The following is a 20,361-nucleotide window of genomic DNA, read 5'->3' on the forward strand; positions in this document are numbered from 1 at the left end:
CCGGCTCAGCCGGTTTTTCTGAATATCATCTCGGTCGGGCGGATGCGCCCGGCGTGAATGTTTTCGACGTAGTTGCGAAACTTCTCGGGCGCGGTATCGCCCATCATCAGATGGATGCCGAGCGGCGCTGGCCCGTTTTCGGCGATGCGTGCGAACGCCTCTTCAAAGAACTTGACCGCAAAGGCCGTCCGATCGGTTTCCGCCGTCAATGTCAGGCCCGCGGCCTTTGCAGCATCCCTGTAGTGGTCCGGCGTATCGACAAATGACGTGTCAGGCACACTAGACCAGGGCAAAGGAAAGGCCAGCGGTTCCTTCACTGCACCGCCCATCACGTCGAACAGCGCGAAAACGCCGCCATCAGTCAAGGTACGGGACACTTCGGCGAACAGGCGGTACTTGTCCTTGATATTCATGCCCACGTGCAACATGACCGCCAGGTCGAAGCTGGCATCCGGCACGGGCATGTCCAGCGCACTGCCGGACAGAAACGACGTTTTTTCACCCAGTCCGACCAGATCGCTCAGCGCCCTGGCGGTTTCCACGAATTCCGGGGTCAGATCAACGCCGGTCACGTCCGCCCCATAGCGGTCGGCCGCGTAGCGGGACGTTCCGCCGATCCCGCAGCCGACATCCAGAACCCGAGTCGCACCGGTCACCGTGAGCTGCGCGAACAGGTGATCGGTGGCAGCGACGCCGCCCGTGTGAAACTCATCTCCCGCCTTCAGGTCTGCAGCAGTGGCGGCATCCGGATCGACACCGCTGGCGCGCAGAGCATCGCGCACCCGTTGTATCAGGGCGCCGGTGGTATAGTGACAGGCAACTGCGACTTCTGTGTCGGACATCGGAATACCTCGGGCAAATTGGGGGAATGGGAATGCCCCCAGCCTATCACGAAACCAGTGTCGCGTGGATGTCCATCGCCGCGTCCCGGCCCTCGGCCACGGCGGTCACGGTCAGATCGTCACCACCCGCGGCGCAGTCGCCGCCGGCCCAAACGCCCTTGATCGAGGTGCGGCCCGGCCCGGATACGCCGATCTTGCTTCCGTCCAGGTCCAGGCCTTCCGGCGCGCCTTCGAGCGTCTGGCCGATGGCCTTTAGAACCTGGTCTGCCGGCAGGCGCACGGTTTCGCCGGTTCCGGTCAGCTTGCCGTTTTCACTGGAAGTATACTCCAACTCGATCTCGGCCGCTGCGCCGTTGCCATGAATGGCCACCGGCTGCACGTTGCACATGATCTTGACTCCGTTCGCGGCCGCGAGATCCTGTTCGTACCTGCTGGCCCCCATCGCATCGCGTCCACGGCGATAGGCAATGGTGACGTGTTCCGCCCCCAGAAGCTTGGATTTCACGGCGGCATCCACCGCTGTCATTCCACCACCGATGATCACGACGTTCCGGCCGACCGGCAGTTTTGCCAAGTCCTCGGCCTGACGCACTTCGGCGATGAAATCGACAGCGTGACGTACGCCCTCGGCGTCGACGCCCTTGACGCGCAGGGCATTCACTCCGGCCAGACCGATGGACAGAAACACCGCGTCATAGTTTTCCAGCAGACCGTCCAGGGAAATGGTTTCTCCGAGAACCGAGCCGGTTTCGATGGCTATGCCACCGATCTTCAACAGCCAGTCCACTTCGGCCTGTGCGAAGTTGTTCGTCGCCTTGTAGGCCGCGATGCCGTATTCATTCAGCCCGCCAGGCTTCGGCCTGGCCTCATGGATCACCACGTCATGGCCCAACATTGCCAGCCGGTGCGCGCATGCCAATCCCGCCGGCCCTGCCCCGACGACGGCAACGGTCTTGCCCGTCGGAGCGGCGCGATCAAACGGGTGATCGCCCTTTGCCATCACGATGTCGGTGGCAAAACGCTGCAGACGCCCGATCTCGACCGGCTTTCCTTCAGCGGTTTCGCGCACGCAGGCCTCTTCGCAGAGCGTTTCCGTAGGACAGACCCGGGCGCACATGCCGCCGAGGATGTTCTGATCCAGAATGGTCTTTCCCGCCGCCTCCGGCTGCCCCGCCTGGATCTGGCGGATGAACAGCGGGATGTCGATGTCCGTCGGACAGGCGGTCACGCACGGCGCGTCATAGCAGAAATAGCATCGATCCGCAGCCACCGCCGCTTCATGCGGCGCGAATGGGGGATGCAGATCCGCGAAATTCGAGGTCAGCTCATCGCTGGAGAGCCGCCCGGCAACGATGCCGGGAGCCATCTGGCCCTGTGCCATCACTCTACTCCCTGTAGATATGTTTGTTATTGACCCCAGCTTGCCACAATGAATTTTTTTATCAATTGGTAAAATTTGCCAAGCGGTCAAAAAAATGGGAAATCCGCGCGCAAGGCCCGGATTTCAGTTTGGTTTCGGTCAGAAGATTTTTTCGGGATGATCAGACCATGTCGGCCAGATGACCCGACTTGATCCAGACCCGCGCCCCTTTCGGCCCCGCGACTCCGTGAAAGACGGAACCAGGCGGCAGGCGCAGCCAATCCCAAACCGAGAAATCCTCTTCTGCTTCGGCAAAGCCGCCTTCGATGACAAAGACCTCGATCCCGCCCACCGCATCCAGTTCGACGGCTTCGCCCGGCCCCCACGTTGCGACCCGCACATCCTCGCGTGCATTCTTGAACAGGGCCGCATTGCCACTGGCCTTCAAGGACAGGCGCACCGCGGTCCGGTCGTCAGGGTCGAACTGATGCAGCTTGACCAGGATGGTCGCGCCATCCTGCGCCGAGGGCGTGTGCGAAGAAGTGGGCGGGTTGCGCACATAGCTGCCTGCCGGAAAGTGGCCCGTTTCGTCCTGAAAGACCCCATCGAGAACAAGAAACTCTTCTCCGCCGTCATGGGTATGGGCGGCAAAGGCGCTGCCCGGGGCGAAACGGACGATGGTTGTGGCGCGCGCAACCTCGTCTCCGATCCGGTCGAGCATCTTGCGCTCGACGCCGGCGGCGGGCGATTTCACCCAATCGGTATCCGCGAAATGGACGGCGGCGCGCTTGGTGAAGTCGGCGTTGATCCTCATCGGCTCTCTCCTGGTTGCCTTGCTTCTCCAAAGTGGCGAATACGGCGACGATTTCAAACAGGATCACGCAGCCATGCGCCTGTTTCGGGGTTTTGGCGGCCTCGACATCGCCCTATAGTCCGCGACGCCGACCGGGACGGCAGCACACACCGGCGCATTGCAGAGATCGCGATATGAACCAGAAATCCGCCACAAATTTCAACGTCATGGTCGTCGGCCAGAACAACCGCCTGCAATACGAAGCCGTCCTGTTCGCTGCGTCGCTGCGCCATTCCTCGCCCGATTTCAAAGGGCGCCTTTTCGTCGCCGTCCCGCAAGAAGGGCCCAAGTGGGCGAACGACCCCGCCATCGGCAATCAGGACGTGCTCAGGGCCCTGGAGCATCTCGATGCCGAAATCCTGCCCTTCGAAACCAAGGTGTTCGGCGAATCCTATCCCTACGGCAACAAGATCGAGGCGCTGTTCGCGATGCCCGAAGGCGAGCCCTTCGTCTTTTTCGACACCGACACGCTGATCACCGGCGATCTGACCTCGGTGCCCTTTGATTTCAACCGCCCGGGCGCGTCGCTCAGGGTCGAGGGGACGTGGCCCAAGCCGACCCTCTACGGGCCCGGTGTGGACGAGATCTGGCATGCGCTCTTCCGCCGGTTCGAACTGGATTTCGAAAGCTCGTTGGATCTGGACCAGCCCAAGGACTATTGGCGGCGTTACCTCTATTTCAACGCCGGATATTTCTTTCACGCCTGCCCGCGCGTCTTCGGGCAACGGTTCTTGGAATATGCGGTCGCGATCCGCGACGAGGGTCTTCCCGAACTGGTCGGGCAGAACCTGGATCCTTGGCTGGATCAGGTCGCGCTGCCCTTGGTGATCCATTCCTTCGGCGGCGGTCGCGACGCTTTGCCGCCGGGTTTGCTGGACGGGTCGGTCAGTTGCCACTACCGCCTGTTCCCGCTTCTCTATGCGCGCGAATCCGACCGGGTTGTCGAAATTCTCGAAACCGTGTCGGCGCCCAACAAGATCAAGAAGGTTCTCAAGACCTACGACCCCCTGAAGAAGCTGGTCTTTCAAGGCAAGGGCGCCAAGGTTCGCGCCATGTTCGACCAGAACGATCTGCCCGCCAAGGAACAGGTCATCCGAAAAAGGATCAAATCCAAGGGCTTGTGGCAGCGTTAGGACGCCGGATCCAACCTGATGGGCCAGGAGCAGCCGCACATCTCGTTAATCAAGCTCCGTTGTACCCGGACGGTCGATGCCCTACAGATTGCCGCAACGAATTTCCAAAGGGAGACTTTGACCATGTCCGACGGCCCCACCTACGGCTTCGACACCTTGCAGATCCACGCGGGCGCGCGACCCGACCCGGCCACCGGCGCGCGGCAGACGCCGATCTACCAGACTACGGCCTACGTGTTCCGCGACGCGGATCACGCCGCCGCGCTCTTCAACCTGCAAGAGGTGGGCTACATCTATTCGCGCCTGACCAACCCGACGGTGGCGGTTCTTCAGGAACGCATCGCCACTCTCGAAGGCGGCGTCGGCGCGGTCTGCTGCTCGTCCGGTCACGCTGCGCAGATCATGGCGCTGTTCCCGCTGATGGGGCCGGGCCGCAACGTGGTCGCATCGACCCGTCTCTATGGCGGCACCGTCACCCAGTTCAGCCAGTCCATCAAACGCTTTGGCTGGTCTGCGAAATTCGTCGACACCGACGATCTGGAGGCGGTGAAGGCCGCCATCGACGACGACACCCGCGCAATCTTCTGTGAATCGATCGCCAATCCGGGCGGCTATGTCACCGACATCCGCGCACTGGCCGACCTGGCCGACGCGGCGGGCATTCCCCTGATCGTGGATAACACTTCGGCCACCCCCTATCTCTGCCGCCCGATCGAACAGGGCGCGACTTTGGTTGTGCACTCGACCACCAAGTACCTGACCGGCAACGGCACGGTCACGGGCGGCGCGATCGTCGACTCGGGCAGGTTCGACTGGTCGGCCAATGACAAGTTCCCGTCGCTCAGCGAGGCTGAGCCCGCCTATCATGGCCTCAAGTTCCACGAAACCTTCGGCCCGCTCGCATTTACCTTTCACGGCATCGCCGTGGGGCTGCGCGATCTGGGGATGACGATGAACCCGCAGGGCGCGCATTACACGCTCATGGGCATCGAGACCCTGAGCCTGCGGATGCAGCGCCACGTGGAAAACGCCGAGAAGATCGCCGCCTGGCTGGAAAAGGACGACCGGGTGGACTACGTGACCTATGCCGGGCTGCCCTCGTCGCCCTATCACGACCGGGTCAAGGCGCAGTATCCCAAAGGTGCCGGCGCGTTGTTCACATTCGCGGTCAAGGGCGGCTACGACGCCTGCGTGAAACTGGTCAACGCGCTCGAGATCTTCAGCCATGTCGCCAACCTTGGCGACACCCGGTCGCTGATCATCCATTCGGCCTCGACCACACACCGCCAGCTGACGCCGGAACAGCAGCAAGCTGCCGGAGCAGGCCCGAACGTGGTGCGCGTCTCCATCGGGATCGAAGATGCCGACGACCTGATCGCCGACCTGGACCAGGCGCTCGCCAAGGCCAGCGCCTGAGCGGCATTCCTGAAGACGACACCGTGGCAGAACCAAGAACAAACCCGTTGGGGCAACCCATCGGCGATCCGGTACCGGACAAGTTTCCCCGTCCGGTGCCGCCGCGATCACCTATGCGTGGCAGGTTCTGCACGGTGGTGCCGCTTGACCCTGCATCGCACGCGCCCGGGCTTTTCCGGGCGTTTGCCGAGGACACGGAGGGGCGGAACTGGACCTACCTGCCTTACGGGCCGTTTCACTCCGAATCCGGGTTCTCCGATTGGCTGGAAAGCAGTTGCGGCGGAACCGATCCGCTGTTTCACACACTTCTCGATTCCGCCGGAAACCCGGTCGGGATGGCGTCTTACCTTCGGATTGACCCGGCAAGCGGCGTGATCGAAGTCGGCCACATCCACTTCTCGCCCCTGCTGCAACGCAGGCCCGAAGCGACCGAAACCATGTACCTGATGATGCGGCGCGTGTTCGACGAACTGGGATACCGCCGATACGAATGGAAATGCGACGCGCTGAACGCGCCGTCGCGCCGGGCCGCGGAAAGGCTGGGGTTTCAGTTCGAGGGCGTTTTCCGGCAGGCTACCCACTACAAAGGCCGCAACCGGGATACTGCCTGGTACGCCATCATCGACAAGGACTGGCCGCGAATACGCGACGCCTTCGAAGCTTGGCTTTCGCCCGACAACTTCGATGCGACGGGCCAACAGATCCGGCCGTTGATGGCCCGTCCGGATCCCTAGGCGTCACTCTGCGATTTCGAACACCATCGATACGGAAGCTTCCACCGCGATCTCGCCGGCTGCGACCGGAACGCTGCCCGCATCGGCCATCGCCATTTCCGACATGCGCATCATCGGACGACCAACCGCACCATGTTCATCGATCGAGATCACCTTGCCCAGCTTCAACCCAGCCGCCTCGGCAAGTTGCTGCGCCTTGGCCATCGCGTCGGCAACGGCCTCGGCCCGCGCCGTGGCGGCGAGCGGTTCGGGGTCGAGAACGCCGAAACTCAGCCCCCCGAACTCGTTTGCGCCGTCGCGGATGACCGCGTCCAGAACCTCACCCAGTTGATCGAGGTCGCGCAGGCGGACGAAAACCCGGTTCGAGGCGACGAAGCCGGTGATTTTCGGTGCTTCATCTTCTTTCTCGGGGTTCCTGTTCCAGACCGGAGAAACCGACAGGTCGCGGGTCTGCACGTCGCGGGGTTCGACCCCCATCTGCTCCAGTCGAGTCAGAATCTGGGCCACCACTTCGGAGGTGGCCCACATCGCAGCCGCGGCCTCGGTGTCCTGGTTCGTGACGCCCAGGGTGATCGTCGCCATGTCCGGCGCAGCCTCGGCGGATCCCGTTCCGGTCACCGTGATGCGACGTTCTTGCGCATCGGCCAGGGCCGTCGTTGCCGCGACAAGCGCGGCGATAAGAAAAGCAAGTGTCTTCAAAACGCTTTCTCCCGTTGTTGCTCCATAAAGATGGGTGCGCGGAGCTTTGCCGGACAAGGGGGAAGCAGGCGTTTTTCTTTCCCTTGGCGACATCCTGCTTTAATCTCGCCGCGTGAACGCCGATATGTTCACGCGGAACCAAAACTTTACGGTCATTCCAATCCATGAAACCCGCATTTGCGTTGTCCTTGTCGATCGATGGTATCGCGTTGCTGCATCGAACCGATGGCGGCTGGCTGCTTGTCGGCACGGTTCCCGTCGATGCGCCCGGCCTGAAAGAGGCGATGCGCGACCTTCGGGACCGCGCCGCGGCGCTGGATGACGACACGCGGTGCAAGATCATCATTCCGAACGACCAGGTCCGCTACCTGGCCGTGGAAACGGGCGACTTGCCGGAAGATGAAAGGCTGGACGCGGTCCGGGCAAAACTGGCCGAGGCGATCCCCTATTCCCTGTCCGAGATCGTCCTGGACACCGTTCAGGACGGACCGATCACCCACGCCGCCGCGGTCGCCAAGCTGACGCTGGACGAGGCGAACGGCTTTGCCGTCGAGCAGGGGTTTCAGCCCGTCAGCTATGTCGCCAAGCCCTCGCCCGAGGATTATCCCGGCGAGCCGTTCTTTGGCCTGTCGCCCTTGGGCAAACAGTTGACAGGGTCCGACGCAGTGGAACCGGACGGCATCGCGGTCGAGGTCATTGGTGAGGTTGAACCCGCCGAGAGCACAAAGGAAAACACCGGCGAAGCCAGGTCCGACAAGAGCGCAGAGGACGACACAGTCGAGGCCGGGCTCGCGGAAAGCGACAAGACTGCCACCGCCGAAGAGCCTGCAGCGACCGACGCCGCCATAGCCCCTGTTCAGGAAACCGAAACCGAACCGGAATCCCAGGCGGCGACCGCTGACCCGGCGGAGCCTGATAAGCCGACCCCCGACGCGCCCACCATCCACCCGATCGCGGAACCCGCGTCTCCCAAAGCCTTTGCCGCGCAGCGCCTGCCCGGAAGCGAGGACATGGACGAGGCGCAGCGCATGACCATTTTCGGTGCTCGCAACCAGACCCCCGCCAAACGCCGCTTGCTGGTGCCGGCGCTTGCAGCCGGTGCCGTGGTGGTGACGGCCGTCATTGGCTGGGCCTTGCTTTTCCCTGGGGATGAACCTTTTGCCCCCGCCGATGAAGAAACACGGATCATCGCGGACGCGACGCCAAGCCCGGGCGGTGACAAGGCAAAGGTTTTCGCAGACGATGACGAGGTTCCTGCCGATGCGCTTCCCCCGGCAGCGAAACAGCCGCCGCAGGAGAATACCGATCCTGACACCGACTTGACCGCCACCGATACCGCGGTTTTGGACGCCTTGAGCATCGAACCGCAAACCATTGAAAGGGTTGGAGAAGAAGACCCGGAAGGCGAGCAGGATGTCTATTCTTCGGAGGAGCTGCTGGCCGAGGCGCCGCAGGCGCCGGAGGCTCCCGGTTCCGACCCGGCGATCGACCTCTATGTTTCGTCGATCGACCATGCCGACCTGTCGCAGGATGCCGTTGCCTTGCCCAAGGCGCAGGAATTCGGCACTGATGCGCCGCTCGAGCAAGTAAGCCTGCCCGTCTCCGCCGGCACCCGGTTCGAACTGGATGACCGCGGGCTCGTCGCGCCCAGCGAGCAAGGCACGCTCAACCCTGACGGGGTAATGGTCTATCTCGGCCGTCCCGACTCGGTCCCGCCGGCCGTGCCCGAGCGGGCCGAACCCGCGCCCGAAATCGACGAAGCGCAGCAGCGTCTGGCCGGCCTGCGCCCGCGCCTGCGGCCTGAAACGCTGGTCGAGCAGAACGAACGGCTGAACCTTGGCGGCCGGTCGCGCGAGGAACTGGCCGGCGTCCGGCCCAAGATCCGCCCTGAATCCCTTCAGGTCGAACCCGAGGTCGATGAGACCCCGACCGCGCTGGCCGTTGTCCGGGCTCCCGTACCGAAACCCCGCCCTGCCAACATCGCTGTGCAGGTCGCGCGGGCTCCGGCCGCAAAGAGCGCCGCCGCCGCGCCACAGAGCGACGAATTGGAGGAAGGGGACGAGGCGGAACCGGTCGCCGCCCAGAAAGTCACTCCGAAACTGCCTTCGTCGGCATCGGTGGCCCGCCAGGCGACCGTGGACAACGCGATCAACCTCAAGCGCATCAACCTGATCGGCGTCTACGGAACCCCTGCAAACCGCCGCGCCCTGGTTCGTCTGCCGAACGGGCGGTACAAGAAAGTGGCTGTGGGCGATCGGATCGACGGCGGCAAGATCATCGCCATCAGCGACAGCGAATTGCGCTATCAGAAAAGCGGTCGAAACATGACCCTGAGCATGCCCAAGGGCTGAGGCGCCGTAAGACGACACACGGCTTGCCTCTCATTCGTCGATGCGACTCTCCCAACTGAGCAACCGCCGGCTACGCCTTGGTATAGAACAAAAAAAGCGCCGCGCAATCATGGCGCGGCGCTTTGCAGTTCCGGATCGGCCTTGACCGATCCGGCCTCCCAATTGCGTCGTCAGGCGGCGGATATCTCGCCGCTTTCGATCTGTTCGCGTTCGATGGATTCGAAGAGTGCCTTGAAGTTGCCCTCGCCGAAGCCGTCGTCGCCCTTGCGCTGGATGAATTCGAAGAAGATCGGGCCGATCACAGTTTTCGAGAAGATCTGCAGCAGGATCTTGGTCTCGCCTCCATCCACCACGCCTTCGCCATCGATCAGGATGCCATGCTTCATCATCCGGTCCTTGGGCTCGTCGTGGCCCTTCACGCGATCGTAGGACATGTCGTAATACGCCTCGTTCGGACCCGGCATGAATTTCAGACCCTTCTCGGCAATCGCGTCGGTCGAGGCATAGATGTCATCGGTGCCGACCGCGATGTGCTGAATGCCTTCGCCCTTGTACTTCTTGAGGTAGGACACGATTTGCCCGGTTTCGCCCCGGTCCTCGTTGATCGGGATGCGGATGCGGCCGCAGGGCGAGGTCAGCGCCCGGCTGTAGAGGCCGGTGAACTTGCCCTGAATGTCGAAGAAGCGGATTTCCTTGAAGTTGAACAGGTCGCCGTAGAACTTGAACCACTTGTCCATGTTGCCCTTGTAGACGTTGTGGGTCAGGTGATCGAGGTAATAGAACCCGTCGCCACGCGGCTTGGACTGTTTCAGCCACTCGAATTCCTCGTTGTAGGGCGAGGTATCGTAATACTGATCGATGAAATAGATCAGCGATCCGCCGATCCCCTTGATCGCCGGCACATTCATGGTCTTGTCGGCGGCGTCGTAGGGCTCGGCCCCTTTCGAGACGGCATGCTCGTAAGCCTTTTGGGCATCGACCACGCGCCAGCCCATGGACGGGGCGCAGGGCCCGTGCTCATCGACGAACCTGGCGGCGAAACTGTCCGGGTCGGCGTTCAGGATGTAGGTCACGTCGCCCTGTTGCCAAAGCTCGACGGCAGGCTTGTCCTTGTGGCGCGCGACCAGTTCATATCCCATTCGGGCGAACAGAACACGCAGTTCCTGCGGCTCGGGATGGGCGAATTCGACGAATTCGAAGCCGTCGGTGCCGGAGGGGTTTTCTTTGCTGATGACGGATTTCGGGGCGTTGTGGGGGAAAGGACCCATGGCGCGTCTCCTGTTCGTAGGGGGAATGCGATTAGCTGAGTCAAGAATACTTCTTAGCTCATGCTGTTTCTGCGCGTTCTTTTCCGATATCCTCTATTCACATGCGTGATTTCCGCACTACATGCCATGAAAACGAGGAAACGCCGCACATGCTGGATTCCACCGACACGCGCCTGCTGGCGGCCCTGCAAAAGAACGCGCACCTGACGGCGCATCAGCTGGGAGAGATGCTGCACCTGTCGCCCAGCCAGGCCGGGCGCAGGCGGCAGCGGCTCGAGGCCGAGGGCTACATAACCGGCTACGCCGCCAAGCTTGACCCGCTGAAACTGGGACTTCACGTGCAGGGTTTCATTCAGGTCCACCTGGGCACTCACGGCCCGGAACAATCCGCCAGTTTCGCCCGCATGGTGAACTCCCGCTCCGAGATCACCAGCGCCTGGACGATGACCGGAGAGGCGGATTACCTCTTACACGTCTATTGCGACGATCTTCCCGCCCTGAACCGCTTGCTTCACGAGGTGATACTGCCGCATCCTGCGGTAGCGCGGGTGCAAAGCCAGATCGTCATGGATCAGCTGAAACGCGACGCCCCTTTGCCGACCTGAGCCCCGAGAAAGGACAATCATGGAAGAATTCCTCTACCAGGCTTCGATCTACCTGGCGGCCGCGGTGATCGCGGTGCCGCTGTCGGCGCGCCTGGGCCTGGGTTCGGTGCTGGGGTATCTGGCTGCCGGCATCGCGATCGGACCGGTCCTGGGGCTAGTGGGCGCCGAGACCGAGGATCTGCAGCACGTGGCAGAGTTCGGCGTGGTGATGATGCTGTTCCTCATCGGTCTGGAGTTGGAGCCGCGGGCGCTTTGGGACATGAGGGACAAGCTGCTGGGGCTTGGCGGTCTGCAGATCGGCCTGTCGACATTGGCGATCGCCTTTGTCGCCATCACCGCCAACCAACCGTGGACAATCGCGCTGGCCGTCGGCCTGACCCTGTCGCTGTCATCCACCGCCATCGTGCTGCAAACCTTGTCGGAGAAGGGGTTGATGCAGACGACGGGCGGGCGCGCGACCTTTTCCGTGCTGCTGACGCAGGATATCGCCGTCATTCCCATACTGGCCCTCCTGCCCTTGCTGGCGATCTATCCCAATGTCCATATCACCGCGGACGGGTCGATTGGCAGGGCGGACACCGGGGCGCATCACGACACCCTGTCGCTTGTCGAGGGGCTGCCGGGCTGGGCCGTGACGTTGGTGACCATCGCCGCCGTCGGCTTTGTCGTCCTGGCGGGCATCTACCTGACCCGGCCGCTGTTCCGCTTCATCCACGCCACCCGTCTGCGCGAGATGTACACGGCGCTTGCGCTGATGATCGTGGTGGGCATCTCGTTTCTCATGACGCTGGTGGGCCTTTCCCCGGCTCTCGGCGCGTTCATCGCCGGCGTGGTGCTGGCAAGCTCGGAATTCCGGCACGAAATGGAAAGCGACCTGGAGCCGTTCAAGGGCCTATTCCTGGGCCTGTTCTTCATCACCGTCGGCGCAGGCATCGACGTGGGCTTTTTCTTCGAGGATCCGCTGGACCTGATCGGACTGGCTTTGCTGGTGATCCTGATCAAGGGGATCATCCTGTACCTGGTGGGCCGGGCCTTCAAGCTCAAGGGGCGCGATCACTGGCTGTTCACGCTGGGCCTGGCGCAGGCGGGCGAATTCGGCTTCGTGCTGCTGGCCTTTTCGACCCAGCAGAATGTCATTCCGCCTGCCCTGGGGCAAAAACTGTTGATGATCATCGCCCTGACGATGCTGATCACGCCGTTGCTTTTCATCGTCTATGACCTGCTGTCCCGCAACCTGCGCGAAAGAAGCCCGCAGCCCCAGCCGGACAAGATCGACGAAAAGGGGCCGGTCATCATCGCCGGGATCGGGCGTTTCGGTCAGATCGTCAACCGGCTTGTGCAGGCCAGCGGTTTCAAGACGGTGATCCTCGACAACAACATCGAGACGATCCAGTTGATGCGCCGTTTCGGGGTCAAGGGATTCCTCGGCGATCCGACCCGGCCCGAACTACTGCGTGCCGCCGGCATCGACAAGGCGCAGGTGCTGGTGGCCGCGATGGACGATCACAAGCAGGTGACCAAGCTGGTTGCCTACGCCCGCCGTCATCGGCCGGACATTCATATCGTCGCCCGCGCGCGCGACCGCAACCATGTCTACGAACTTTATCAGGCGGGCGCGAACGACATCGTCCGCGAAGTGTTCGACGCCGCGCTGCGGGCTGGCCGCTACGTGCTCGAGAATGTGGGTCTTAGCGAATACGAGGCAGCGCAGGCTGAACAGACCTTCTACCACCATGACCGCAAGACGGTGCGCGATCTGGCGGAATTGTGGATCCCGGGCGTCCCGACCGCCGAGAACAAGGCATATGTCGAACGGTCGCAGTTGCTGGAGAAGGATCTCGAGACCGCGCTGCTGCAACTGGCCGAGGAAAACGCCAAGAAGTCCGCCTGACCCGCGCAAAGCGGGTCAGCGCGCGTTTCAGGCGTCCGAAACTCCGGCTTCGGCAAAGGTCGCCATGCCGGAATGACAGGCAACGGCGCTTTTCAGGATATTGATGGCAAGGGCCGCGCCCGAGCCTTCGCCCAGGCGAAGCCCCAGCGCAAGCAGCGGCTGCATGCCCAGCCTGGCCAGAACCGCTCCATGCGCGCTTTCGGCGCTTTGGTGCCCTGCGATTGCATGGTCCAGCGACCCTGCCGCCGAATGCGCCAGGCATGCCGCCGCCGCCGAGCAGATGAACCCGTCAAGGATCACCGGGATGCGCAGGATCCGCGCCGCCGCGATGGCCCCAGCCATGGCTGCAATCTCGCGACCGCCAAGGCGGCGCAGGATCTCGAGCCCGTCGCCGTTGCCGCCATGCATGGCGACGCCTTCAGCCACGACGCGGGTCTTGTTGGCCAGCCCGGCATCGTCCACCCCGGTTCCACGGCCGGTCCAGTCGGCAGCCGCCCCGCCGAACAGCGCGCAGGCTATGGCCGCGGCGGGGGTCGTGTTGCCGATCCCCATTTCACCGACAACCAACAGATCGGCCTTCGGGTCCACGGCCTGCCACCCGGCCCGCAGAGCCGCCAGGAATTCGTCCTCGCCCATCGCCGGACCTTGGGTGAAGTCCGCAGTCGGCTTGTCCAGGTCGAGCGCATGAACATCCATCTTGGCGCCCGCGGCCTTGGCCAGTTGGTTGATCGCAGCCCCGCCACGCCGGAAGTTCAGTACCATCTGCTCGGTCACTTCCGGCGGAAAGGCGGATACGCCCTGCGCCGTCACGCCGTGATTGCCGGCAAAGACGATGACCTGCGGCGCGTCGATCCGCGGCCGTGCATCCCCACGCCAACCCGCATACCAGATCGCCAGTTCCTCGAGACGCCCCAAGGCCCCTGGCGGTTTCGTCAGTTGCCCATTGCGCTCTTCGGCGGCCTTCGCCGCGGCCCGGTCCGGTCCGGTAGCATCGGCCAGCAAGTCGCGGAACGTCTTCAGATCTTTCAGTTCGGGCAGCATGGAAAGCCTCGTTGCATCAGAGTGGTCCTGCGTGTTTAACCATTGCACCCGTTGCCACAAGACCCGGAGAGGCCAGGGAGTGACCAAAAGCGACAAAAAGCCCTTTTCCCTCTGGGACATACCACTGGCGCTGGTCCTGCTGACGCGCTTGCCCCTACCCCGCTTGCCTGACGCAGTCTTCACACGTCAGGCGCAGGCGGCCTGGGCCTTCCCGCTGGCCGGTCTGGCGGTCGGGCTCCTGGCCTGCGGGGTCGGATGGATCGGGCTTGCGGCCGATCTGTCGCCTTGGATCTGCGCCGGGCTGGTGCTGGCAACGATGACCTTCGCCACCGGTGCAATGCACGAGGACGGCCTGGCCGACACCGCAGATGGGTTTTGGGGCGGGTTCACCCCCGAGCGCCGCTTGGAAATCATGAAGGACAGCCACATCGGAACATACGGTGTACTGGCCCTGGTCCTGTCGCAACTGCTGAGGTTTTCGGCGATCGCCGCACTGATCGCCGGCGGGGCGTTCTGGATCCTTCCGGCTGCCGCGATCTGGTCCCGTGCGCTGATGCCGGTGATGATGGCGGCCCTTCCGAACGCGCGCGGCGCAGGTCTAAGCCATCGCGTCGGCGCACCGCCGGCCTCGGCCTGCATGGCGGGTCTGGCGCTGGCATTGGCGCTGATTCTGGTTGTTGCCGGGACGAGCGTAATGATCCCGGCGCTATTCGCCACTCTGGCGGCGGCCGTCCTTGCTGCGATCGCCAAGGCGAAAATCGGCGGGCAGACGGGTGATATTCTGGGCGCCACGCAACAGGCGGCAGAAATCGGGTTCTTGCTGGCCCTGAGCGCGCAGGTCTAGCTTGCCCCGCCGGTCTCGATATTCAAAAGCCCGCCGCAATGCTTGCAGTGGACGGCATCGGTATCATGCCGGAAAAGGCCGCAACCCGGGCATCTGTACCGCACCTTCCGGGGCATGAAAATCGCCTGCGCCAGCCGCACGAAAAGCGCCACGCCCACCACCATGATGAAGACCGAGAACAGCTTGCCCGCAGGCGTCGAAAGGGTGATGTCGCCAAACCCGGTCGTGGTCAGCGTCGCCATCGTGAAATAGAGCGCATCGATGTAAGGGGTTTCACTGTTCGGCGGCACAAAGAACACCAGAACGGCAGAGGAAGTGGCGAACACGAAGACCAGCAGGTTGATGGTGGCGATGATCGCATCCTCGTGCGTCCGGAAAAAGCTGCTGTCCCGACGCAGATCGCGCAGCAGATGATAGGAATGGATCAGACGCAGGGCCCTGAGAACCCGCAGGAAGGCCAGTGTCTGGGTCAGGAATGGATCGAGAAGTAGCACAGCTATCACGATCGCATCCGCCAGCGTGTAGATCTGTCTGAGATGCTTCCACTTGTCCTTGGCAATCCACAGCCGGGCCGAGAAATCCATGAGGATGATCAGACCCATCACCATGCTGGCCGCAGTCAATGCGGGACCGTGTTCCACATGCGCGGTGCCGACGAAGAACATGATGGTCGCAGCATCGAACACGATCAGCACATAGCGAAAGCGGACGGATACTGGCCCGGTGCCCAGATAAAGCGTCCTCACCTGTTGCTTGAGCTTCGACATTCTCCGCCTCCACGCAGTCAGCAAAAGTTAAGCGTGGTTACGGGTTTGAAAGCAACTGTTCGAGCAACGAAAAAGGCCGCCCCGGTGAGGAGCGGCCTTTTTTGACATGTTTTTGGATCAGGCGGCGCGCGAGGTCAGCACCTCGTCCACCTGCTTTGCGGCCGAGATTTCGTCGCCGCCGGACACGGCTGCGACTTCGCGGGTCAGACGCTCGAGCGCGGCTTCGTAAAGCTGACGCTCGGAGTAGCTCTGCTCCCGCTGGTCGTCGGTGCGGTGCAGGTCGCGGACCACCTCGGCGATCGAGATCAAGTCGCCCGAGTTGATCTTCTGTTCATATTCCTGGGCGCGGCGGGACCACATGGCGCGTTTCACCTTGGCCTTGCCCTTCAGTGTCTTCATGGCCTGACTGATCACGTCAGGCGAACTGAGGGAACGCAGACCGGATTCGGTGGCCTTGTTGGTCGGCACCCGCAGGGTCATCTTGTCCTTTTCAAAGGAAATCACGAACAGCTCGAGCGAAAATCCCGCGACTTCCTGTTGTTCGATCGAGATGATCTGGCCGACGCCGTGCGCCGGGTACACAACATAGTCGTTGGGGCGGAATTCGAGCTTTTTCGACTTGGTCATTCAGTCTTTCCTTCATTGCAGACCGGAACACAGGCAACAAAAAACCGCAGGCAGGGCGGAGATGCCCCGACAGCTGGTGAAGTTGTCACAAAATTAGTACTCCAAAGTGAGCATACTTACGGAGCGCATCCCGGTCTCTGTCATCATGTAGAAGACCATCATACCACAAAAACAGGCTGCCTGAAAGCGGAGCCGGCGCAGATGCGCGGCAACAGGCCTGAAGCCAAGAATTATTGACCGGCCAACCCGCTAAGGCCCGAACCTGACCTGCGAATCACTCAGCCGCCTTCGCCCGGCGCTTCCGAGAAGTACTTCTCCATCTTGCCTTCTTCGCCATCGCGTTCCTCTGCGTCCGGCAGAGGGTCTTTCTTGGATACGATCACCGGCCACTGTTCGGCGTATTTCCGGTTGAACTCGACCCATTGCTCCATCCCCGGCTCGGTGTCGGGGCGAATCGCGTCCGCCGGGCATTCGGGTTCGCAGACGCCGCAGTCGATGCATTCGTCGGGATGGATGACCAACGTGTTCTCGCCCTCGTAGAAGCAGTCCACCGGGCACACTTCCACACAATCGGTGTATTTGCAGGCGATGCAGTTCTCGGTGACAACGTAGGTCATGGTCGAATTCCCGTTTGCGGTTTGGGCGATTAGCTAAATCAGACTAGCCCCTTCTTCAAGGGATGATCACCCCTCCGACCGGCGAGAAAGATCAAGCGCACGCCGATCGCGTTTCGAAGGCCTACCATTTCCCTCGTATTTCGGATTCGGCGGGGGCTCGTCCTGCTTTTCGGTCAGATCGGCATACAGCGTTTGCGCCTCGGTCGCGGGGCCGCGCCGTTCGCCCAGGGCCATGATGCGCACCACCCTGATGATGCGCCCCTGCGCAAAGGTCAGGACGTCACCGGGACCCACTGCATGTGCCGGTTTCAGGACCCGGTTCCCGTTCACCCGCACATGGCCGCCGCCGACCTGCTTGGCGGCCAGGCTGCGGGTCTTGAAGAACCGCGCCTGCCAGAGCCACTTGTCGATCCGCAGCTTGGCAGGTGCCTCGGCCATGGCCGGTCAGTTGTCCTCTTTCAGCGCCATCAACGCCGCAAAAGGATTGTCGGGATCGATGGCCTTTTCCTTCTTTGGCGGACGCGAGGAGAAGGTCTTGGCACCCTGATGCGGTTTGCCGCCCTTCGCGCCCTGCGGCTTGCCGCGGCCTCCTTCGCGCTGCTTGCCACGAGGTTTGCCCTTGCCCTGCCCTTGGGCTTGATCGGTCCGCTGCTCGCGGCGCGGGCCCCGATTGGCAGGACGGGTGCGACCCCAGGTGAAGGTATAGAACACCTCCGTCTCCGGCTCTTCGGGCTCTGCCGCGGCGGGTGCGACTTCCGCTGCATTGGCGTCGGCTTCCGGAGCCTCTGCCACTGCTGCACTCTCATCCGGTTCAGCTGCCGGCGCCGGGGTCTCCGGGGTCTCAACGGCATCCGGCCCTTCCGGTGCGGTGTCAACCGAAGCATCCTCGACAGAAGGAGCAGCAGCGACAGGCTTGGCCTTGGCGCGTTCGCCGCGCTCGGCCTTGTAGCCAAGCCCCTGCATCAGGTCGGCAAACTGTTCCAACGTCATGCCGGTGATCGACAGCATGTCCGCCTTGGCCTCGAACCCGCCGCGGCTGTCCTCGGAACGCAGCATGTCGGCCAGACGCTCAAGCATGTCGATGCGGATCGAGCGTTCGCCCGCCGCGCGATAGCCGCACATGGTGTCGTAGCCCTTGGGCGCATCGGCCGCGGTCGGTACGGTCACCAGACCCGGCGGCGGCGCTTCGGGGAATTCCTGCAAACCTTCGGCCAGCGCCCACAGAACCAGACGCAGGCGCGTCGGCGCGGGCTTGAGAAGCAGCGGCATGAAGACCGTGAACTGGCCGAACCGGATGCCATGCTTGCGCAGCGCGCCACGGGCGTCCTGGTCCAGGTCCTTGACCTCCTGCGCAATCTCCGAGCGTGGCAGAATGCCCAGCGCCTCGACCATGCGGAAGGCGAAACCGCGCGCCAAGCCGGTCAGCGCCTCGTCGCGCGACAGGTTCAGAAGCGGTTCGAACAGCGCGGCCACCTTGCGGTCGATGAAGTGCTGCAGGCGGCGCTGAACCTTCTGCTGCACATCAGAGCCCGCCGCCTCGTCAACGAAAACCTCGACCTGGGGCTTGAGCGGCTCCGACCCGACAACCAGTTTGCCGACGGCGTGTTCGCCCCACATCAGACCGCCCTGATCGGTGAAATCGATCTCGGTATCGGGCGCGTTGTAGAATCGGTCGGCGCGCAGATGGAATTGCGGCGCCAGGGCCTGCAACGATGCCGATTTCAGCGTCTTGGCTTCGGCGCCCTGCGCATTCTTGTCCGGGATGAACCGGAACCCTTCCAGACGACCGACGAATTCGCCTTCGACGGTCACTTCACCCTTGTCGTTCACTTCGGCCAAAAGGGCCTCCTTCTGTTTGAGCCGGCGCAACAGCACAGAAGTGCGCCGGTCCACAAATCTCTGAGTCAAACGGTCATGAAGAGCGTCCGACACCCTGTCTTCTACAGCGCGGGTTTCGGCGCGCCAATGGGATTCGTCGCGTACCCAGCCATTCCGCTGCGCGACGTATGTCCACGTGCGAATATATGCCAACCGTTTGGAAAGTGCATCAATATCCCCGTCCGTCCGGTCTATCCGGCGGATTTGCCGCGCCATGAAGTCCTCGGGGATCGAACCGCGCTCGTGCAAATGCCCGTAGATCACTTCGAGCAACCCGGCATGTTCGGCATGGCTGATGCCCCGGAAATCGGGAATCCGGCAGACATCCCACAGCAAACGGACCGACGCGCCGTCGCTGGCGCGTGCCGCCACCTCGGCCACTTGAGCCAGGGATTTCAACGCGTTGAGGTCGTCGGCCGGCCGCGCCTTGGTCAGATGTTCGCCGTCGGGGCTGACTTCCAGCGAGTCGATCAGCGCCGCCACCGAACCGAAACGAAGCGCAGCGTTGCGCCAGTTGAGCTTTTTCAGCGGGGTGAAGCGGCTTTCCATGATGGCTTGCGCCACGCCGTCTTCCAGAGGAGGCGCTTCGCCGGTGACGCCGAAGGTGCCGTCGGACATGCCGCGCCCTGCCCGCCCGGCGATCTGAGCCAGTTCGTTCGGCGCGAGCGGCCTCATGCGCCGGCCGTCGAACTTGGTCAGTGCCGAAAAGGCGACATGGTTCACATCCAGGTTCAGCCCCATGCCGATGGCGTCGGTGGCGACAAGGTAATCGACCTCACCATTCTGGTAGAGCGCCACCTGCGCGTTGCGCGTGCGGGGCGACAAAGCCCCCATCACCACCGCTGCACCGCCTTTTTGACGCCGGATCAACTCGGCGATGGCATAGACGTTTTCCACCGAAAAGCCGACGATCGCGCTGCGCGGCGGCATACGGCTGATCTTTTTCGAGCCCGAGTAGACCAGTTGCGACATCCGCTCGCGCCGCATGAACTGCGCTTCGGGAACCAGCGCGGCGATGGGCCCGCGCATGGTGTCCGCGCCCAGGAACAGCGTCTCGTGTGTGCCCCGCGCCCGCAGCAGCCGGTCGGTAAAGACGTGGCCGCGTTCGGGATCGGCGCACAGCTGGATCTCGTCCACCGCCACGAAATCCGCGCCCATGCCTTCCGGCATCGCCTCGACCGTGCAGACCCAGAACTGGGCGCGCGGCGGCACGATCCTTTCTTCGCCCGTGACCAGCGCCACGACCGAAGGGCCGCGGATCGCGACGATCTTGTCATAGATCTCGCGCGCAAGCAGGCGCAGCGGCAGGCCGATGACCCCTGTCCGGTGCCCCAGCATCCGTTCCACGGCATAATGCGTTTTGCCTGTGTTGGTCGGGCCAAGAACGGCCACGATTCGGGATGACCCGTTCACCTTTGCCCCCTGCCCCGTTTCC

At 62.9% G+C, this 20,361-nt stretch carries 18 protein-coding genes; 7 read left to right on the forward strand and 11 right to left on the reverse strand.

Annotation, left to right across the window (positions count from 1 at the left end; translation table 11 throughout):
• Positions 1 to 5: 5 nt before the first annotated feature.
• The 3 genes from FGK63_RS07625 to FGK63_RS07635 form a co-directional block, all read right to left on the reverse strand.
• Complete coding sequence (locus FGK63_RS07625) at positions 6 to 842, reverse strand: class I SAM-dependent methyltransferase (RefSeq protein WP_138841011.1); 837 nt, start codon at positions 840 to 842, stop codon at positions 6 to 8.
• A 46-nt stretch (positions 843 to 888) separates the two neighbouring features.
• Positions 889 to 2,223 (reverse strand): NAD(P)-dependent oxidoreductase, encoded by a 1,335-nt coding sequence (locus tag FGK63_RS07630; RefSeq protein ID WP_138841012.1) that lies wholly within the window; start codon positions 2,221 to 2,223, stop codon positions 889 to 891.
• Between the two features lie 160 nt (positions 2,224 to 2,383).
• Complete coding sequence (locus tag FGK63_RS07635) at positions 2,384 to 3,016, reverse strand: cupin domain-containing protein (protein WP_138841013.1); 633 nt, start codon at positions 3,014 to 3,016, stop codon at positions 2,384 to 2,386.
• Between the two features lie 173 nt (positions 3,017 to 3,189).
• Between FGK63_RS07635 and FGK63_RS07640 the strand changes: the two genes are divergently transcribed.
• The 3 genes from FGK63_RS07640 to FGK63_RS07650 all read left to right on the forward strand — a co-directional run bounded on the left by FGK63_RS07640 (position 3,190) and on the right by FGK63_RS07650 (position 6,338).
• Positions 3,190 to 4,188 carry a hypothetical protein gene (locus FGK63_RS07640; RefSeq protein WP_138841014.1) on the forward strand — a complete coding sequence of 333 codons (999 nt, stop codon included), beginning with the start codon at positions 3,190 to 3,192 and terminating at the stop codon, positions 4,186 to 4,188.
• A 123-nt stretch (positions 4,189 to 4,311) separates the two neighbouring features.
• Positions 4,312 to 5,604, forward strand: coding sequence for an O-acetylhomoserine aminocarboxypropyltransferase/cysteine synthase family protein (locus FGK63_RS07645; RefSeq protein ID WP_138841015.1), 1,293 nt, complete (start codon positions 4,312 to 4,314; stop codon positions 5,602 to 5,604).
• A 23-nt stretch (positions 5,605 to 5,627) separates the two neighbouring features.
• Positions 5,628 to 6,338: a GNAT family N-acetyltransferase gene (locus FGK63_RS07650; protein WP_246043971.1), complete on the forward strand. Its 711-nt coding sequence runs from the start codon at positions 5,628 to 5,630 to the stop codon at positions 6,336 to 6,338.
• 3 nt (positions 6,339 to 6,341) lie between these two features.
• On the opposite strand, the gene FGK63_RS07655 is transcribed toward FGK63_RS07650, so the two are convergent.
• Positions 6,342 to 7,037 carry an SIMPL domain-containing protein gene (locus tag FGK63_RS07655; RefSeq protein WP_138841016.1) on the reverse strand — a complete coding sequence of 232 codons (696 nt, stop codon included), beginning with the start codon at positions 7,035 to 7,037 and terminating at the stop codon, positions 6,342 to 6,344.
• A 164-nt stretch (positions 7,038 to 7,201) separates the two neighbouring features.
• Here FGK63_RS07655 and FGK63_RS07660 point away from each other — a divergent pair, with 164 nt between their 5' ends.
• Positions 7,202 to 9,388, forward strand: coding sequence for a hypothetical protein (locus tag FGK63_RS07660; RefSeq protein ID WP_138841017.1), 2,187 nt, complete (start codon positions 7,202 to 7,204; stop codon positions 9,386 to 9,388).
• A 170-nt stretch (positions 9,389 to 9,558) separates the two neighbouring features.
• Here FGK63_RS07660 and hppD read toward each other — a convergent pair whose 3' ends face one another.
• On the reverse strand, positions 9,559 to 10,656 hold the full coding sequence (gene hppD / locus FGK63_RS07665; RefSeq protein ID WP_138841018.1) for a 4-hydroxyphenylpyruvate dioxygenase: 1,098 nt from the start codon (positions 10,654 to 10,656) through the stop codon (positions 9,559 to 9,561).
• 149 nt (positions 10,657 to 10,805) lie between these two features.
• On the opposite strand from hppD, the gene FGK63_RS07670 reads away from it, so the two are divergent.
• Positions 10,806 to 11,261, forward strand: a complete 456-nt coding sequence (locus FGK63_RS07670) for an Lrp/AsnC family transcriptional regulator (protein WP_138841019.1) — start codon at positions 10,806 to 10,808, stop codon at positions 11,259 to 11,261.
• 19 nt (positions 11,262 to 11,280) lie between these two features.
• Entirely contained in the window at positions 11,281 to 13,152 is a 1,872-nt protein-coding gene (locus tag FGK63_RS07675; protein WP_138841020.1) for a monovalent cation:proton antiporter-2 (CPA2) family protein, read from the forward strand.
• Positions 13,153 to 13,179: 27 nt separating this feature from the next.
• Here FGK63_RS07675 and cobT read toward each other — a convergent pair whose 3' ends face one another.
• Positions 13,180 to 14,193 (reverse strand): nicotinate-nucleotide--dimethylbenzimidazole phosphoribosyltransferase, encoded by a 1,014-nt coding sequence (gene cobT / locus FGK63_RS07680; protein WP_138841021.1) that lies wholly within the window; start codon positions 14,191 to 14,193, stop codon positions 13,180 to 13,182.
• 79 nt (positions 14,194 to 14,272) lie between these two features.
• Here cobT and cobS point away from each other — a divergent pair, with 79 nt between their 5' ends.
• Positions 14,273 to 15,037: an adenosylcobinamide-GDP ribazoletransferase gene (cobS, locus tag FGK63_RS07685; protein ID WP_246043972.1), complete on the forward strand. Its 765-nt coding sequence runs from the start codon at positions 14,273 to 14,275 to the stop codon at positions 15,035 to 15,037.
• Here the strand turns inward: cobS and FGK63_RS07690 are convergent.
• From FGK63_RS07690 to FGK63_RS07710, 5 genes are all read right to left on the reverse strand, one after another.
• Complete coding sequence (locus tag FGK63_RS07690) at positions 15,034 to 15,804, reverse strand: ion channel (protein WP_138841023.1); 771 nt, start codon at positions 15,802 to 15,804, stop codon at positions 15,034 to 15,036. The genes cobS and FGK63_RS07690 overlap by 4 nt on opposite strands.
• A 117-nt stretch (positions 15,805 to 15,921) precedes the next feature.
• On the reverse strand, positions 15,922 to 16,431 hold the full coding sequence (locus FGK63_RS07695) for a CarD family transcriptional regulator (protein ID WP_138841024.1): 510 nt from the start codon (positions 16,429 to 16,431) through the stop codon (positions 15,922 to 15,924).
• A gap of 278 nt (positions 16,432 to 16,709) precedes the next feature.
• A complete protein-coding gene (fdxA, locus tag FGK63_RS07700) occupies positions 16,710 to 17,048 on the reverse strand; it encodes a ferredoxin FdxA (RefSeq protein WP_138841025.1) in 339 nt (112 codons plus the stop codon).
• A 66-nt stretch (positions 17,049 to 17,114) separates the two neighbouring features.
• Positions 17,115 to 17,486: an RNA-binding S4 domain-containing protein gene (locus FGK63_RS07705; protein ID WP_138841026.1), complete on the reverse strand. Its 372-nt coding sequence runs from the start codon at positions 17,484 to 17,486 to the stop codon at positions 17,115 to 17,117.
• A 6-nt stretch (positions 17,487 to 17,492) separates the two neighbouring features.
• Entirely contained in the window at positions 17,493 to 20,339 is a 2,847-nt protein-coding gene (locus FGK63_RS07710) for a helicase-related protein (protein ID WP_138841027.1), read from the reverse strand.
• Between the last annotated feature and the right edge of the window lie 22 nt (positions 20,340 to 20,361).

Source organism: Ruegeria sediminis (genome assembly GCF_005938215.1).
Taxonomy (GTDB): domain Bacteria; phylum Pseudomonadota; class Alphaproteobacteria; order Rhodobacterales; family Rhodobacteraceae; genus Ruegeria; species Ruegeria sediminis.

Bases quoted from the DNA above. Each gene is read 5' to 3' on its own strand.
- FGK63_RS07670 (WP_138841019.1), top strand. From the start codon at position 10,806: ATGCTGGATTCCACCGACACGCGCCTGCTGGCGGCCCTGCAAAAGAAC.
- cobT (WP_138841021.1), bottom strand. From the start codon at position 14,193: ATGCTGCCCGAACTGAAAGATCTGAAGACGTTCCGCGACTTGCTGGCC.
- FGK63_RS07625 (WP_138841011.1), bottom strand. From the start codon at position 842: ATGTCCGACACAGAAGTCGCAGTTGCCTGTCACTATACCACCGGCGCC.
- fdxA (WP_138841025.1), bottom strand. From the start codon at position 17,048: ATGACCTACGTTGTCACCGAGAACTGCATCGCCTGCAAATACACCGAT.
- hppD (WP_138841018.1), bottom strand. From the start codon at position 10,656: ATGGGTCCTTTCCCCCACAACGCCCCGAAATCCGTCATCAGCAAAGAA.
- FGK63_RS07640 (WP_138841014.1), top strand. From the start codon at position 3,190: ATGAACCAGAAATCCGCCACAAATTTCAACGTCATGGTCGTCGGCCAG.
- FGK63_RS07705 (WP_138841026.1), bottom strand. From the start codon at position 17,486: ATGGCCGAGGCACCTGCCAAGCTGCGGATCGACAAGTGGCTCTGGCAG.
- FGK63_RS07690 (WP_138841023.1), bottom strand. From the start codon at position 15,804: ATGTCGAAGCTCAAGCAACAGGTGAGGACGCTTTATCTGGGCACCGGG.
- FGK63_RS07695 (WP_138841024.1), bottom strand. From the start codon at position 16,431: ATGACCAAGTCGAAAAAGCTCGAATTCCGCCCCAACGACTATGTTGTG.
- FGK63_RS07645 (WP_138841015.1), top strand. From the start codon at position 4,312: ATGTCCGACGGCCCCACCTACGGCTTCGACACCTTGCAGATCCACGCG.
- FGK63_RS07635 (WP_138841013.1), bottom strand. From the start codon at position 3,016: ATGAGGATCAACGCCGACTTCACCAAGCGCGCCGCCGTCCATTTCGCG.
- FGK63_RS07660 (WP_138841017.1), top strand. From the start codon at position 7,202: ATGAAACCCGCATTTGCGTTGTCCTTGTCGATCGATGGTATCGCGTTG.
- FGK63_RS07675 (WP_138841020.1), top strand. From the start codon at position 11,281: ATGGAAGAATTCCTCTACCAGGCTTCGATCTACCTGGCGGCCGCGGTG.
- FGK63_RS07630 (WP_138841012.1), bottom strand. From the start codon at position 2,223: ATGGCACAGGGCCAGATGGCTCCCGGCATCGTTGCCGGGCGGCTCTCC.